This window comes from Streptomyces sp. NRRL F-5755 (assembly GCF_001279365.1).
GTDB lineage: Bacteria > Actinomycetota > Actinomycetes > Streptomycetales > Streptomycetaceae > Streptomyces > Streptomyces rimosus.
Window position 1 is genome coordinate 17869 of record NZ_LGCW01000003.1, and the last position, 15986, is coordinate 33854.

The window sequence follows — 15986 nt, forward strand, 5'->3', positions numbered from 1 at the left end:
CGATACACCCGTCATGTGTGCTCGTTGGCCCTGTATGGCGCGTGAGGTGCGACCGGTCGGGTGGCCCCGCCACCGGCCCGGCCGCCGTGAAGACCAGCACCTTCGTCAGGAGACGGCAAGCATGAACAGGAAGCCAGGCAACCGCGGTCGCCGAATGCCGCTGACCGTCGCGCAGACGGGAGTGTGGTTCTCCCAGGAGCTGGACACGGAGAACCCGATCTACCGTGCCGCCGAGTACGTGGACATCCACGGCCCGGTCGACCTGGCCCTGCTCGACGCCGCGGTGCACCGCGCCGTGGCCGACATCGACACCGTACGGGTCCGCTTCGAGACCGACGAGGACGGCGGCGTGTGGCAGGTGCCCGACCTGGCGGACGACTGGCCGCTGCCCGTCGTGGACCTGCGGGACCCCGACACCGCCGGGCCGCGCGACCCGTATGCCCGGGCCGAGGAATGGATGTGGGACGACCTGCGCCGGCCCGTCGACCTGCGGCACTCCCCGCTGTTCAGCTTCGCGGTGCTGCGGCTGCCCGACGACCACTGCGTGCTCTATATGGCCCTGCACCACATCACCCTGGACGGCTACGGCTTCTCCCTCCTCATCCAGCGCGTCGCCGAGGTCTACACCGCGCTGGAGGCAGGCGAGGAGATCCCCCCGTGCCCGCTGAACACGCTGGAAGAACTGCTGGCCGACGAGGCCGCGTACCACGCCTCCGAACGGTTCACCCGCGACCGCGCCTTCTGGGCCGAGCAGTTCGCCGGCCGGGCCACCGACACCGATCTCGCGAGCCGGCTGGCCTCCGTGCCGCACCGCTTCGTCCGCGAGACCGCCCACCTGCCCGCGCCCGCCGCCGACGGACTGCGCGCCCTGGCCCGGCAGACCCGCTCCGGACTGCCCGTGGTCGCGATGGCCGCCCTCGCGCTGTACGTGCACCGGATGAGCGGCAACACCGACGTGACGCTGGACCTCACGGTCACCGGCCGCGTCGGCGCCGTACCCCGCAACACGCCGTGCATGCTCGCCAACGTGCTGCCGCTGCACGTCGGACTGGGCCCGTACACGACCGTACGGGAGCTGGTGCGCCACACCTCCGAGCGGGCCCGCGGGCTGCTGCGCCACCAGCGCTACCCCTCGCCGTACCTCGTCCAGGAGCTGGGCGCCGCGCACACCGGCGGCCACCTCGGCGACTGGGGCATCAACATCATGAACTACGACCCGGGGCTGAGCTTCGGGCAGCACCCGGCCACCCTGCACAACCTCTCCAACGGGCCGGTCACCGGCCTCGGTGTCAACGTCTACGAGCGCACCGACGACGGCCGCCTGCGCGTCGACTTCCAGGCCGACCCCGGCCTGTACGACGCCGAGGTCACCGCCGCCCACCAGCGCCGCTTCCTGGCCCTGCTGGACACGCTCGCCGAGGTCGATCCCGAGCAGCCCGTCGGCGGCATCGACCTGCTGCCGGCCGTCGAGCGCCGCAGGGTGACCACCGGCTGGAACGACACCGCCCGTACCGTCCCGGTCACCACCCTGCCCGACCTCTTCCAGGAGCAGGCCCGCCGCACCCCCGACGCCACCGCGCTCGTCTGCGGCGCCACCACCTGGACGTACGCCGAACTGAACGCCCGCGCCAACCGGCTGGCGCACGCGCTGATCGCACGCGGCGCCGGACCCGAGACACGCGTGGCGCTGGCGCTGCCGCGCACGGCCGAGCACATCGCGGGCCTGCTGGCGGTGCTCAAGACCGGCGCCGCGTATGTGCCGGTCGATCCGGAACTGCCCGCCGAACGCATCCGCTTCCTGCTCGCCGACACCCGCCCCGGATGCGTCCTCACCACGACGGAGGCCGGCGGGCGCCTGCCGGACACCGCCGCCACGCTGTGCCTCGACGACCCCGCCACCGTACGGGACTTGGGAAGCCGGCCGGTCACCGACCCCACGGACGCCGACCGCCGGAGCCCGCTCACGCCCGGCCACCCGGCCTACGTGAGCTACACCTCCGGATCCACCGGGCAGCCCAAGGGCATCGTCGTCGAACACCGCCAGCTGACGAACCTCTTCTTCGACCACAAGGCCGAACTGATCGACCCGGAGACGGCCGCGGCCCGGCGCCGCCTGCGGGCCGCGCTGACCGCCGCGTTCTCCTTCGACACCGCCTGGGAGGGCCCGCTGTTCCTGGCCGCAGGCCACGAACTCCACCTGGTCGAGGATGCCGTACGCCTCGACCCGCCCGCCCTCGTCGCCTACATCGCCGACCGGCGCATCGACTTCCTCGACCTCACCCCCACCTACCTCCACCAGCTGCTCGCCGCCGGGCTGTGCACCGGCGAACGGCACCGCCCGCGCATCCTCATGGTGGGCGGCGAGGCCATCGACACCGCCCTGTGGGAGAAGCTGCGCACCCTGCCCGGCACCACCGCGTACAACTACTACGGGCCGACCGAGTGCACCGTCGACGCGGTGTACTGCCGCATCGCCGACCAGGACGAACAGCCCGTCATCGGACGCCCCGGGCGCAACGTCCAGGCGTACGTCCTCGACGCCGCGCTCAACCCGGTGCCGGCCGGGGTACCGGGCGAGCTGTACCTCGCCGGCGACCAGATCGCCCGCGGCTACCTCGGCCGGCCCGCGCTGACCGCGGAGCGGTTCGTCGCCAACCCGTTCGCCCACGCGGGCAGCGGATCGGCCGGCGGCACCTGCGGCGACCCCGGCGTGCCCTGCACCTGCGGCGCGCCGGGCTCACGCATGTACCGCACCGGCGACCGGGCGCGCTGGACGCCCGACGGCATCCTCGAATACCTCGGCCGCGCCGACGGCCAGGTCAAGGTACGCGGCTTCCGCATCGAACCCGGCGAGATCGAGACCGCGCTGGCCCGGCACCCGGGCGTCGCCCACGCGGTGGTCACCGTACGGGAGGACACCCCCGGCGACCGGCGCCTGGCCGCGTACGTGGTCCCCGCTGCCGGAACCCCCGGCCGCGCCGCGCACCCCCGCATCCCCGCCTCACGGCGCGCCGACGGCCGTACGTCCCCCGATCCCGCACCGGTCGACGCCGGGACCCTGCGCGCCTGGGCCGCCGCCCGCCTGCCCGAATACATGGTCCCCGGCGCCTTCGTCCTCCTGGACCAGCTGCCCCTGACCTCGAACGGCAAGCTCGACCGCGCCGCGCTGCCCGCCCCCGAAGCCCCCGCCGCCCGCAACGGCCGGGCGCCGCGCAGTTCCCGGGAGAAGGTGCTGTGCGCGCTGTTCGCCGAGACCCTCGGGGTACGGCAGGTCGGCATCGACGACGACTTCTTCGCCCTCGGCGGGCACTCCCTGCTCGCGGCCAAACTCATCAGCCGTATCCGCTCCGCCCTGGGCGCCGAACTCTCCATCCGCACCCTGTTCGAAGCGCCGACCGTCGCCGAGCTGGTCGAGGCGCTGGAGACCGGCGGCGATACCGACGGCTTCGAGGTGCTGCTGCCGCTGCGCACCCAGGGCACCCGGCCCCCGCTCTTCTGCGTCCACCCCTCCGGCGGGCTCAGCTGGTGCTATGCGGGGCTGCTGCGCCACCTCGGCCCCGACCTGCCGGTGTACGGACTCCAGGCGCGCGGCCTGGCCCAGCGCACCACGCTGCCCACCACCTTCGAGGAGATGGTCGCCGACTACGTCGGCCAGATCCGCGCCGTCCAGCCCACCGGCCCCTACCACCTGCTCGGCTGGTCCCTCGGCGGCGCGCTCGCCCACGCCATCGCCGTCCGGCTCCAGGCCAGGGGAGAACGGGTCGCACTGCTCGCCATGCTCGACTCGCGCCCCATCGACCCCCACGGAGCGACCGGCGCCGCGGTGACGGAACACGACATCTTGGCCCTCCTCCTGGAAGCGGCGGGCCACGACCCGGACCGGTTCCCGCGCCCGCTGACGGTCCCCGGCGTGGCAGCGGCGCTACGGAGCCAGAGCGGCGGCGACCAACTCCTCGACTCGCTCAGGGAACACCCCGCACTCGGCGAGGACCGCCTCACCGCCGTCACCGAGGTGTTCACCAACTCGGTCAAACTCCTCCCGACCTTCTCCGAAGGCATCTACGAAGGCGACCTCCTCTACTTCCACGCCACCGAGAACAAGCCCCCGCACGCCCCCACCGCCGAATCCTGGCGCCACCTGGTCACCGGCCACATCGAGAACCACGACATCGCCTGCACCCATCACGCGATGACGCAGGCGGGGGCGTTGGCGCGGGTCGGCAGGGTGGTGGGGGAGCATTTGGAGGCGGGGGTGGGGGCGCGTCGGTGAGACTCTTCAGAGGAAGCGCGCGGGCGAGACGGCCCGGACGTGCACCAGCGCGTCGAACCAGTCCGCGAGGGAGCCGCCGGACAGATGGTGCGCGGCATCGCCGTGAGCGTCGTAGCGCGGCCCGACCAGCCGCGTCCTGACCGGCGCGGCGAGCCACTCCCGTACGGCCGCCGGGCTCGGTGCGCGCAGGTTCCAGAGGTACGCGTCCGGAAGGCCGGAGCGTCCCAGCGTGGCTTGGGCGGACTCCTCCGGCGGGGCCGGAACGGCCATCGGGGCCGAGCCGTGGTGAAAGGTCAGGCCGAGCGAGACGTATCCGCTGCCGTAGCGTTCGTGCAGGTAACCGCCCGCGTTGCGGTGCGTCTCCGGTGGTGAGGAGGGGGAGACGGTCCGGGGGTCGCCCTTGACGGTGTGCGCGAGGCCGCCCCAGTAGACGACCTTGTCGCCGGTGTGCTGCTGCCATCGGATGACGTCCTCCGCCAAGTCGCGCTCGATCCCTGCGAGCCCGCCCGGCCCCCGTCCCTGTGGCGCCCGCTGCCCCTCGGGAGCACCGGCGAACCGCACCGGATCATCCGGATGCGCGACGTTGTACGCCCGCATCCACTCCACGGCTTCGGCGATCTCCTCGATCCGCCAGAACGGCCGCGCCTGCGCGAGCATCGCCCGCGGGTCCCCGGCGCCGGTCCGGACATACCCGTCCAGCCCGGCCCTGTACGGCATCGTCCCCCTCCAGCGCCAGCGAACGGAAACCGTGGCGCTCGACCAGGAACCGGAGGATCCGGTGGGAGACAGCGGCCAACTCGTGCGACAGCCGCGTCGAGGCACCGACCGCGACGATCCGCGCGTCCCGGACGAGGCCGTCCAGCGGGGCGAGACCGGCGGCCGGGGCGCCGGGCTCCGTCGTGGTGAGCGGACGGGCGTGGTCCCGTATCCAAGCGGCGGCGGCCGTTGCGGTCATGGCTGGTCCTCCTCGGGCGGTGAGCGCCGTACGGCGGGTGCGTGACACCTGAGGAGCCTGGGGCCTCAAGCGGACTTGATGTCAAGTCGGGGCGGGGCGCTTCACACGGTGAGGTAGCTCAGAGCCGCGCGGGCGAACCCGGCGATGTTGCGCGGACAGTGCCAGTGGGCCGGGACGTATTCGTCCGGGGCCCCGGCCCTCTGGGATATCAGGGCCGAGAACGCGGAGGGGAGTTCTTCGAGCTGGGTGTCCAAGTCGTCTTTGTACGGCTCGAAGGGGTGCTTCTCGTGTGCGCATATCCGGTCACCGTGCGCGCGGGCCACCACGGAGAGCACCTCGGCCGCCCGGGCTTCGACTCCGGGGCCCGGCGCTGCCGCGGCGACGTAGGGAACCAGCGTGACCAGCCCGAGGGTCCACAGGAGGGCGTCCGGGCCCGTCGGGTCGGCGTCGAGGTGATGGATGCACTGGAGGACCGCTTCGTCCGCTTCGCCGAGGTAGTACCCGTTGCGGATGTCGTCCCAGTCGTCCAGCAGGTCCCGCCACGCGTCGGGCGTGGTGGGGGCGGGAGCGACGGGCTCTGGAGCGGTGGGCCGGGTGGTGCTGGTGCTCATGTCTCGTACGACGAAGGAGCGGGTGTCGGAGTTCCCGGGTAACGGTCGGTGACGAAGAAGAATTCACGCGTCGAGGGTCAGCCCCCGTACCGCCGCGCCAATTCGCCCGCCACCCGCCCCACTTCCGCCCGAAGTTCCTCCGGCCCCAGTACCTCCGCCTCCGTGCCGAGTCTGAGGAGGTCGCCGACGGCTACGGCCGGGGTTTCGACCGGGAGGTCTACTTCAGTCCAGCCGTCATCGTCCGGTGGGCCGGCGGTTTTCAGGGCCTGGGTGCCTGCCGCGCCGAATTGCATGGGCAGGAGGCGTTGGGCGCGGGGGGAGATGCGTAGGCGTGCTGTGCCCTGGTGGAGTTGGGATTCGAGGCGGCGGGAGGAGTCGGTCCAGTAGGCGGCCAGGTCGAAGGCGGGGGGCCGGTCGAAGGGGGTGTTCGTTGCTTCGGCGGATAGGAGGCGGGAGATGCGGTACGTACGGGGGGTTGGTGCGTCGGCCGGGTTGGCGACCGCGTACCAGATGCCGCCCTTGAGGACGAGGCCGAGCGGGTGCAGTTCCCGTTCCGCGACGGTGCCGCCCCAGGCCCGGTACTGGACGCGCAGCGTGTGCTGTTCCCATACGGCGCGTGCCACGGACGCCAGGTGGGGGACCGGGTCGGCGTCCCGGAACCAGGCGGGGGCGTCCAGGTGGAAGCGGTCCTGGAGGCGGCGGGCCCGGTCGGCCGGGCCGGGCGGGAGTGCGGCCTGGAGTTTGAGCTGGGCGGTCGCCAGGACGGCGCCCAGGCCGAGTTCGCGGGCGGCACCGGGTACGCCCGCGAGGAACAGGGACTCCGCCTCGGCGTCGGACAGTCCGGTCAGCCGGGTGCGGTAGCCGTCCATGAGCGAGTAGCCGCCGTCCGGGCCGCGTTCGGAGCGGACCGGGATGCCCGCGGCGCCGAGGGCTTCGACGTCCCGGTAGACCGTGCGCGGCGACACCTCGAACTCGGCGGCCAGTTCGGTGGCGGTCATCCGGCCACGGTTCTGGAGGAGCAGAAGGAGGGAGAGCAGACGGTCGGCGCGCATGCGGTCATTGTCGCGCCGTACCTGACAGGAGGTGTCAGGTACGGGAGACAGGCTGTGATCGACCGCCGCGCGGACCGGTTCCGGTGCCGCGCCGACGAACGACCGGAAGGATCACCATGTCCACGCGGACCAGCGCCCGCCGTACGCAGCTCACCGGCCACTTCACCTATGCCGGCTGGGAGGAACGCGTCCTCGGGGACCGCCCGGAGGGTGCGTACCCGCGCCTCGCGCACGCCGCCGTCACCAACGCCTTCTCCGGCGGCATCGAGGCGGGCGACACGACCTGCGAGTACACGATCGTCTATCTCACGGAGAAGACCGGCACGTTCACCGGTATGGAACTGCTGGACGGGAGTGTGGACGGGTGCCGGGGCACGTTCGTCGTGGAGGAGCGCGGGTCGTTCGACGAGCGGGGGAGCGTGCGCTGCACCTTCGAGGTCGTGCCGGGCTCGGGCACCGGGGAACTGGCCGGGCTGCGCGGCACCGGCGCGTTCACCCAGGAGCCCGGCCAGGCGTCCGTTCCGTACACCTTCGACTACGACTTCGGCTGAGCGGCCGGCATCCGCCGGACGACGGGGGCGAGCGCCGTGCCCGCGAGGGTGGCCGCGGCGATGGCGCCGAGCGTGATGCCCCAGGCCACCGGGCCCATCGGGGTGCAGCCGAAGAACCGGCTGACGCCCGGCGTCTGGATGACCGCCGCCAGCACCGCGGCCGACCCCAGGCCCGCGATCAGCACCCTGCGGTCCGGCCCGCCGATGAGCACCGTCTGCGCGAGCTGGGTGCCGACCACCGCGGCCAGCGCGACGGTGCCCGCGCGGCGGCGCCGGCCGGTGAGCCGGGCCGCGCCCCAGGCCAGCGTCGCGCCGAGGGTCGTGGTGAAGCCGCGCAGCAGCAGTTCCCGGGTGAGCGCGGTGCCCAGGGAGCGGTCGGGGCCCTCGCGCAGCAGGCGTTCGCCGCCGTCGCCGGGCGGTTCGCGGATCGCGATGGCCAGCGCAGGTGCCAGGTCGGTGAGCAGGTTGACCAGCATGATCTGCCGGGCGGTCAGCGGGGCCCGGCCGGTGAGGGCTGCGGCGAGCACACTGAAGCCGATCTCGCCGAGGTTGCCGCCGATGAGGACGGCCAGCGCGGCGCGGACCGAGGTCCACATCGCCCGGCCCTCCATCAGCGCGGCGATGATCGTCTCCAGCCGGTCGTCGCTGACCACCAGGTCGGCGGCGGCGGTGGCGGCCGGGGTGCCCCGGCGGCCCAGCGCGATGCCGATGTCCGCGAGCCGGATGGCGGGCGCGTCGTTGGCGCCGTCGCCGGTCATCGCCACCACCCGGCCGATGCGCTGGTACGCCTGCACGATGCGGACCTTGTGGTGCGGGCTGCACCGGGCGATCACATCGACCCGGGGCAGCAGCGCGTCGAGCGCGTCGTCGTCCAGTTCGTCCAGTTCGGCGGCGCCGCACACGCGCTGGGAGGCGCCGTTGTTGATGGTGGAGGCGATCGCGTCGGCGGTGGCCGGATGGTCCCCGGTGAGCATGACGATCTGCACCCCGGCCTCGCGCAGCCGCTCGGCGGCGGGCGGCGCTCCGGCCCGTACGGGATCGGACAGGGTGAGGAAGCCGAGCAGCACGAGCCCGTCCACGGCCTCTTCGGCGAGGGGTTCGCCGGGCTCCATCGGGCGTTCGGCGACCGCCAGGACCCGGCGGCCCGCCCCGGCCAGTTCCTCGGCGGTCGCGGTCAGGCGGGCGCGTTCCCCGTCGTCGAGCGGGCGGTCGGACGTGCTGCCGGTACGGCGCCGGGCGCAGCGTTCCAGCACGTTCTCGGGCGCGCCCTTCACGCTGAGCAGTGCGCCGTGCGAGGACCGCCCGGTGGTGGCGTGATAGGCGCGGGACGGCTCGAACGGCAGGTCGTCGGTACGGTGCCAGCCGGGCGCGCCGTCCCGTACGGTGACGTGCCGCCGGCGGGCCCCGGACACCACCGCCCGGTCGGTCTGGTGCGCCAGCGGCTCCGAGGACTGCTCGGACGGGGTGGCGCGCAGGGCCGCGGCCAGGATCTTCCGGCGTGTGTCGTCCAACCGGCGGGCGGGCAGCGCCCGTTCGCCGTCGCTGACCTCCGCGAGCTCCAGCGTGCCTTCGGTGAGCGTGCCGGTCTTGTCGAAGCACAGCACGTCGGCGCGGCCGAGCGCCTCGATCGTACGGGGATTGCGCACCAGCGCCCCGTGCTCGGCGAGGCGCCGGGCGGCGGCCAGTTGGGCCGCGCTGACCAGGAACGGCAGCCCTTCGGGGACGGAGGCGACCGCCAGGTTCACCGCGGAGGCCAGCGTGTGGTGCAGGCGCCTGCCGTGCAGCAGCCCGGCCCCGGCCACGGCGGCAGCCGACCCCAGCGCGATCGGCAGGCTCGCCTTGGTCAGCGACGCCAGCCGCTTCTCCACACCGGCCGTGGGGGCGGCCTGCCGCGCGGTGGCCAGACTGCGCCCGACCTCCGTGGCCGGGCCGGTGGCGACGACCACGGCCGTGGCCCGGCCCGCGGCCACCGTCGTCCCCTCGTACAGCATCGAGCGCCGGTCCGCGAGCTGCGCCGCCACCACCGGCGCGGGGTCCTTGGCGACCGGCAGGGACTCGCCGGTCAGCGACGACTCGTCCACCTCCAGGCCCTCGGCCGTCAGCAGGCGGCAGTCGGCCGGCACCACGTCCTCGGTGCCCCCCAGCACGATGATGTCCCCGGGGACCAGTTCACCGGCGCTCACCTGCCGCTCGTCGCCGTCCCGCCGTACCCGCGCGTTGATCGCGGAGCGCTCGAACAGCTCGGCAAGCGCCCGTTCCGTACGCACCCGCTGGACGCCGCCGACGAGCGCCGAGGTGCCGGTGATGGCGGCCACGAGCGCCGCGTCGGTGCGCGAGCCGACGGCGGCGGACAGCGCGGCGCCCGCCGCGAGGACCGGGGTGAGCGGGTTGGCCAGCTCCTCGACGAACGCGGTGGCGAGGCCGGTGTGCCGCGGGCCGTCGGTGCGCCGCGCGGGCGACGAACGGGCCGTGGCCTCACGGGACGTCAGCCCGTCCGGCGTCGCCGTCAGGCGCTCCAGCACCTGGGAGACCGGCATCAGATGCCATGGCGTGCTCTGCGCCGCCGGGAGCGGCGGGCGGGCCAGCAACTGCCGGGCGCGCCAGACGCCGAGGCAGAAGGCGGCCGATCCGGCGGTGTGCCCGGCGGCCGCGGCGCGGCGGGTGGCACGGAACGCGCGGGCCTGTACGGCGGCCACCGCCCCCACCCCGCTGCCGCCCGCGGCCAGCATCGCGCTCTCCCGGTCCACCTGCGCGGCCACCGCCACCGCGTCCACGATCAGCCCGGCCGTACTCAGATCGCCGCCGACCAGCAGGTGCGCGCCCCAGGGCGGCGCCTTCCCCTTGCGGTGTACGCCGATGCCGCAGTCGGCGGCGCCCAGGGCGCGGCGGTTTCCCGAGACGAGCAGGACGACCGCGCCGTTGCCCTGGAGTTCCCGTACGGACGCCACCAGCCGCTTGCCACCGGGCAGGACGGCGTCGGCGTATCGGCATTCCGTGTCCGGGCGGTCGGAGGCCAGCACGATCCGCGCCCCGGCGCGGCGCGCGGCGGCCGCCACGGCCTGCGCGCCCGGCGCGGTCTGCGCCGCCAGCGCCGCGATCGCCTGCGGTTTCCCGTCCCGCGCCAGGCCCAGCAGGTGGTCGTAGCCCTTCTTCCGCAGCCGGCGCACGGCGTCCCCGGCCCCGCTGTCGTGCTCGCCGTCCTTCCGGCCCGGCAGGTCCGCCGCCGGGCCGAGCACCCAGCCGTCCGCCGACCGGCGTGTCTCCAGGGGCTCGTCGGCGTCGAACAGCTCGAAGAGGCGGGCGGTGGTGCCGTCCGGGTCAGCGTCCGCCAGCAGCTCCAGGTCGGCGAGGTCGTACCGGTCGCCGCGCAGCGCCGTACCGTCCAGCACCACGCAGTCCACCTGACCGAGCCGCCGCAGCACACCGCGGTCCATGGCCACCACGCCGCGCAGCGCCAGGGACCGGCCCAGGTACGTGGCGAACCCCTCCCGCCCGGCCGCCGGCGCCTTCGGCATGCCCGCCAGCGCCACGGCCAGCCCGCGGCGCGGCCCGGCGAACGGCACGGCCGCCGCACCGGCCGCCATCCCGGCGATCAGCGACCGGTCGGTGTAGCGGTCCATCGAGTCCTTCGGCACCGGCACCGGGCGCTCGACCACGATCGGCTCCGCGGCGGCGTCCCGCGGGCCGCGCACCAACTGCGGCTCCACCGCCTCCCAGGCGTTCTTGTACGCGCCGGCCTCCCGCCACTGGGCGATCCGCTGCACCGCGTCCAGCATCAGCCCACCGCCCCGGGTGGCCACGCCCTGCGCCAGCGCGCTGACCGCCGGCAGCAGCGACTCGGCCTGCGCCGGACCGGCCAGGCCGCGCGCCACCCAGGCACGCAACCGGGGATGGTGCTCGAACAGCCCTGCCAGCGATCCCAGCTCGGCGGGCAGCGGCGCCCACGGGGTCAGGCGGACGAGTGTGGCGATGCCCAGACCGACCGTGTCGGCGGCCAGTCCCGTCATCGACTGGCGGGTCCGCGGCCCCTCGCAGGGGTGGTGCGGCTCCTGGCACCACTCGCCGTGCTCGTCGCACCGCGCATCCGTACGCGCTTCCGCGTCCGCGCCGCCCGCCTCGGCCTCCGCCACCAGCGCGATCAGCTCCCGCTGCCGCGGTGCCCCGGCCCCCAGCGCGACGACCACCCGCCCGGACGGGCTGTTCACCCGCGCCCACTCCACCCCCGGCTGCCGCTCCAGGACCTCTTCCACCCGCCGCGCGAGCCGCTCCCCGCCCGCCGTCTGCACCCCGTGCACCGCGATGTAACAGCGCCCCGGCCGCGACCACACCGCCCGGCCGGGCACCCCCGCCATCTGCCAGGCCACCTCCAGGGCCCCACGGGCACCCGCCCGCACGCCCCGTACCACCGGGCCGGGCAGCGGCAGCGACGGCTTCGGCACGTGGGGCACACGGAGACCGGATAGGCCGGGCACACCGGACAACAGTGACATCGAGGGCCCCTCACTCGAAGGACTCCCGGCGAACCCCGCCGGGGTACCGCATTGGGTAACCCTCCGGCGTCGCCCTACACGCGCCGGCCGCACTCCGCGGCGCTGTATGTGCCATCCGGGTGCGGGGCGGCTGTGTGATGGCGGTGGTATGCCGCTGTATCGGCGCGATGTCCGCACCGTGTCCGCGCATGAAGATCACGTGACGGCCGTACGGCACACCCCATGCCCCCGTAGGGCCGCTGCCCCGGAGCGGCCTCGCCGGCCGCTCCCGGCCCGGTAGAACACCCTCGTGACAAGCCCCGACACGACAACACCCCAGGTGACGGCCGAGCCCCTGACCGCGATACCGGCAGGCGAGGTCGTCCTCCGGGACGAGGCCGCGAAGACGGACCGGCGGGCCCGGGTCGCGGCCTTCCGGCTGGCGCCGTACCCGGTCACCCGCGAGCTGTACCGAGCCGTACTGGGTACGGCGCCCGCCGGCCAGGCAGGCCCCCGGACGCCGGTGACCGAGGTCTCCTGGCTGGACGCCGTACGGTTCTGCAACCTGCTCTCCCGCGCGACGGGCCGGCAGCCCTGCTACACGACGGGCACCGACCCCGACGCACAGGACGTGGTCTGCGACCGGCGGGCCGACGGCTACCGCCTGCCGACCGAGGCGGAATGGGAGTACGCGTGCCGGGCCGGGACCTCCGGCGTCCGCTACGGCGAGCTGGACGAGATCGCCTGGTACCGGGACAACTCCGGCGGTGAGGTGCATGACGTGGCCACCAGGGCCCCCAATGCCTGGGGTCTGTACGACATGATCGGCAACGTATGGGAGTGGTGCTGGGACGTCTATGACGCCCAGGTTTACGGCCCGTACCGCACATTCCGCGGCGGCGGCCGGCTGGACCGGCCCCGGGGCTGCCGTGCCGCCTGCCGCCGCAAGAGCCATCCGACGCTGCGCATCGACGACCTCGGATTCCGGCTGGCCCGGTCGGGCTAGGGCTTTTCCCGTCCGCGGTGCGGCCGGCGCTATTTCCGTGCGGACGCCACGCAACCCTCCCGGGCTTTTCGCCATCTAGCCTGTAGACATCACTGCCCCGCCGCCCCGGTCGAGAGAACGTGCGCGTGTGAGCCGCGGTATCTGGACTTTCGCGCCCTGTACGACGGTGTACCAGGGCCCGGGGCGGCATCCGCGGCCCGGCTGACCGGCCGCCCGTAAGAAAGCACCACATGGGTCTGACCAGCAAGAAAGTGCTGCTCCTGGCCGTCCTTTTCGCGGTAGCACTCTTCGTTCTCACCATCTGGCTGTGGCCGCGCCTGTCCAGGCACAACTGGCGCACGGTCCTCGGCCGTGTCGGCCTGCTGCTGGCGACCCAGCTGTCGATCTTCGCGGCGGTCGGCCTGCTCGCGAACAATGCGCACCTTTTCTTCGGCTCCTGGGGAGAGCTGCTCGGCATGAAGCAGGATTCCGTGAGCACCGGCCCGAACGGCGCCAAGGTGAAGGTGCTCGGCATCGAGCATGCGGGCCTGCCCGGCGGTTCCCGGCCCCAGGCCGCGGGCCGGATCGAGAAGGTCGTGCTCAAGGGCGAGAAATCCAAGATCAACAGCCAGGCATTCGTCTACCTGCCGCCGGAGTACTTCCAGCCGGAGTACGCGAAGAAGCGCTTCCCGGCGTCCGTGGTGCTGACCGGCTACCCGGGCATCGCGCAGAACCTCTTCAAGAAGCTGGACTTCCCGCAGACCCAGCACGAGCTGGTCCGCAAGAACAAGGCGCAGCCGACCATACTGGTGATGATGAGCCCGGCCGTCGTGCAGGGGCGCGACACGGAGTGCGTGGACGTCCCGAACGGCCCGCAGACCGAGACCTTTTTCACCCAGGACGTACGCCGTGACATGGCCGGCCACTACCGGGTGGGCACCGACGCGAAGAACTGGGGCGTCATAGGGGACTCCACGGGCGGCTACTGCGCCCTGAAAATGCCGATGCGCCACCCGAAGACGTTCTCCACCGGCGTGGCCCTCTCCGCCGATTACCGGGCCCCCCGCGACGCCAAGACCGGCGACCTGTTCGGTGGCGACAAGCAACTGGAGCGGGAGAACGACCTGCTGTGGCGGCAGAAAAACCTTCCTGCGGCGCCGGTGAACCTTCTGGTCACCTCCAGCAAGCAGGGCGAGCCGAATTACCCGGACACGCTGAAGTTCATCCAGCAGACCAAGTCCCCTGGCCGCATCGCGTCGATCATCCTCGACAGCGGCGGTCACAGCTTCAACACCTGGCGCCGTGAGATACCGGCCGCCTTGGAGTGGATGAGCGGCCACCTCAAGGCGTAGGCCCTGCGGCCAAGGCCCCGCCCTCTCCGCTTGTGCCCCCGAACCCTATGATCGGGCGACGTCCGGCGGGCAGCCCCGCCGGACGACGCTCGATGATCAGCACATAACGGGGAAACGGGGCAGCAGCAGTGCAGCGCAACAAGTGGATACGTACGGCGGCAACAGTGGGCCTGGTGGTCGCGGCGGCGACCGCGTGCGGGTCGTCACCGGACCCGCTGCTCACCAACGGCACCCCCGTACCGAGCCCGACGGCCGCACCGTCCGGGAAGGCCGCGCCCCAGCACCCCGCGCCCGGCAAGAAGGCACCGGTACTGGACCAGATCAAGTACGACCTGGAGAGCCGCGTCCTGGCCATGGGTGGTGGCGTGCCCCAGCAGACCGCCACCACCTGCGACACCGCCGAAGTCGGCGACCAGCCGCAGAAGTTCACGTGCACCGTCAAGTACCTGGGCGTCGACGTGCCCTTCAACGTCGAGACCAAGGGCGGCTTCATCCTGATGCAGTACACGGCCACCCCGACGAAGGGCGGCGTGGTCACCGACGAGGGAGTCCGCGCCCGCGCGTGGAAGCAGTACGGGATCTACGGCGGCAAGGCCGCCAGGTCACTGCGCTGCGACAAGGTCCCCAAGGTCCGCCTGGTCCCGCTCGACAAGCCCTCGGGCTACCGGTGCTATGTGGGCGAGGGGGGCCTCAAGGGGGCTTACGACGTGATCGTCACGGCTAATGGGATGCGGTTGACGTGATGTGGGGCGGGTGTGTGGTCCGCGCCCCATGGGGGTGATCATGGGGCCGTCGGCGCCGTCTCTTTCCGGTAGGTGAGCCAGCCATGTCCGTGCCGAGTCTGCTCGGGGTCTTCGCCCACCCCGACGACGAGTCCCTGGCGGCGGGCGGTGTGCTCGCCCGGCACGCCGCCGAGGGTGCGCGGACCGCGGTCGTGACGGCGACCTGGGCCGCGGACTCCCCGCGCGCCGCGGAGTTGGCCGAGGCGCTGCGCATTCTCGGGGCGGGCGAGCCCCGGATGCTCGGTTACGCCGACGCGCGGGTGCCGCGGTCGGCTCCGGGCAGTGCGAGGTTTCTGGACGCGCCGCTCGACGAGGCGGTGCGACGTGTGGTGGCGCATATCCGGGAGTTCCGTCCGGACATCGTCGTGACCCATGACGCGTACGGCGGCCTGCCCGGCCATCCGGACCACGTGCACACCCACCGGGTGACCACGCCGGCGGCCCGGGCGGCCGGGCTCGAACAGCTCTACCCCGAGGCCGGCGCCCCCTGGCAGCCGCGCGCCCTCTACCTGGCCACGCACCCGCACTCGGCGGTGCCGGCGCTGAGGGAGCTGATCGGCGCGCGCAAAGCGGTGTACAGCGTTCCGGACGAACGGGTCACCGCGACCGTCGACGTCGGCCCCTGGCTCGGGCAGAAGGCCGCTGCCGTACTGGCGCACCGCAGTGAAGTGGAGCGGGGAGCCCTGCCAGGTCTGATCGCCGGTCTCGCGCCGGAGGTCCGGGAGCGGCTGTTGGCCACCGAGTGGTACGTACGCCACACCCTGGCTCCCGCGCCGCCTCCGCAGACCGGACTCACCGTCTGATCACCGGAGCCGGGAACAGGCGCCGGGCACCCCACCCCCGTGAGGGTGCCCGTCCGCACCCCGGTGCGTCCGTGCGCCGTCGGACGCCCGCGGTGACGCGGGCACCAGGCCGGGACACGGATACCTCCACTCCACCGCACCGCGGATTGTTTAGCA

At 73.4% G+C, this 15986-nt stretch carries 10 protein-coding genes; 6 read left to right on the forward strand and 4 right to left on the reverse strand.

Annotated elements, in window-relative coordinates:
• Nucleotides 1-121: 121 nt before the first annotated feature.
• Nucleotides 122-4270 carry a non-ribosomal peptide synthetase gene (locus tag ADK86_RS01000; protein WP_234345623.1) on the forward strand — a complete coding sequence of 1383 codons (4149 nt, stop codon included), beginning with the start codon at nt 122-124 and terminating at the stop codon, nt 4268-4270.
• A gap of 6 nt (nt 4271-4276) precedes the next feature.
• On the opposite strand, the gene ADK86_RS01005 is transcribed toward ADK86_RS01000, so the two are convergent.
• The 3 genes from ADK86_RS01005 to ADK86_RS01015 form a co-directional block, all read right to left on the reverse strand.
• Nucleotides 4277-4987: an erythromycin esterase family protein gene (locus ADK86_RS01005; RefSeq protein WP_234345625.1), complete on the reverse strand. Its 711-nt coding sequence runs from the start codon at nt 4985-4987 to the stop codon at nt 4277-4279.
• Nucleotides 4988-5326: 339 nt separating this feature from the next.
• The gene (locus ADK86_RS01010; protein WP_053694803.1) at nt 5327-5836 is read right to left on the reverse strand and encodes a hypothetical protein; all 510 of its coding nucleotides are present in this window, start codon (nt 5834-5836) and stop codon (nt 5327-5329) included.
• Between the two features lie 77 nt (nt 5837-5913).
• A complete protein-coding gene (locus ADK86_RS01015) occupies nt 5914-6888 on the reverse strand; it encodes a helix-turn-helix transcriptional regulator (RefSeq protein WP_053694804.1) in 975 nt (324 codons plus the stop codon).
• A 116-nt stretch (nt 6889-7004) separates the two neighbouring features.
• Between ADK86_RS01015 and ADK86_RS01020 the strand changes: the two genes are divergently transcribed.
• Nucleotides 7005-7439: a DUF3224 domain-containing protein gene (locus ADK86_RS01020; protein ID WP_053694805.1), complete on the forward strand. Its 435-nt coding sequence runs from the start codon at nt 7005-7007 to the stop codon at nt 7437-7439.
• Here the strand turns inward: ADK86_RS01020 and ADK86_RS01025 are convergent.
• Complete coding sequence (locus ADK86_RS01025) at nt 7424-11887, reverse strand: cation-translocating P-type ATPase (protein WP_234345627.1); 4464 nt, start codon at nt 11885-11887, stop codon at nt 7424-7426. The two genes, ADK86_RS01020 and ADK86_RS01025, sit on opposite strands and share 16 nt — an antisense overlap.
• Nucleotides 11888-12218: 331 nt before the next feature.
• Between ADK86_RS01025 and ADK86_RS01030 the strand changes: the two genes are divergently transcribed.
• The 4 genes from ADK86_RS01030 to ADK86_RS01045 all read left to right on the forward strand — a co-directional run bounded on the left by ADK86_RS01030 (nt 12219) and on the right by ADK86_RS01045 (nt 15830).
• Complete coding sequence (locus ADK86_RS01030) at nt 12219-12914, forward strand: formylglycine-generating enzyme family protein (protein WP_053694807.1); 696 nt, start codon at nt 12219-12221, stop codon at nt 12912-12914.
• A 230-nt stretch (nt 12915-13144) separates the two neighbouring features.
• Nucleotides 13145-14245 (forward strand): alpha/beta hydrolase, encoded by a 1101-nt coding sequence (locus ADK86_RS01035; RefSeq protein ID WP_053694808.1) that lies wholly within the window; start codon nt 13145-13147, stop codon nt 14243-14245.
• Between the two features lie 128 nt (nt 14246-14373).
• The gene (locus ADK86_RS01040; RefSeq protein ID WP_159393744.1) at nt 14374-14988 is read left to right on the forward strand and encodes a hypothetical protein; all 615 of its coding nucleotides are present in this window, start codon (nt 14374-14376) and stop codon (nt 14986-14988) included.
• A gap of 83 nt (nt 14989-15071) precedes the next feature.
• On the forward strand, nt 15072-15830 hold the full coding sequence (locus ADK86_RS01045; RefSeq protein ID WP_053694810.1) for a PIG-L family deacetylase: 759 nt from the start codon (nt 15072-15074) through the stop codon (nt 15828-15830).
• The last annotated feature ends 156 nt before the right edge of the window (nt 15831-15986 follow it).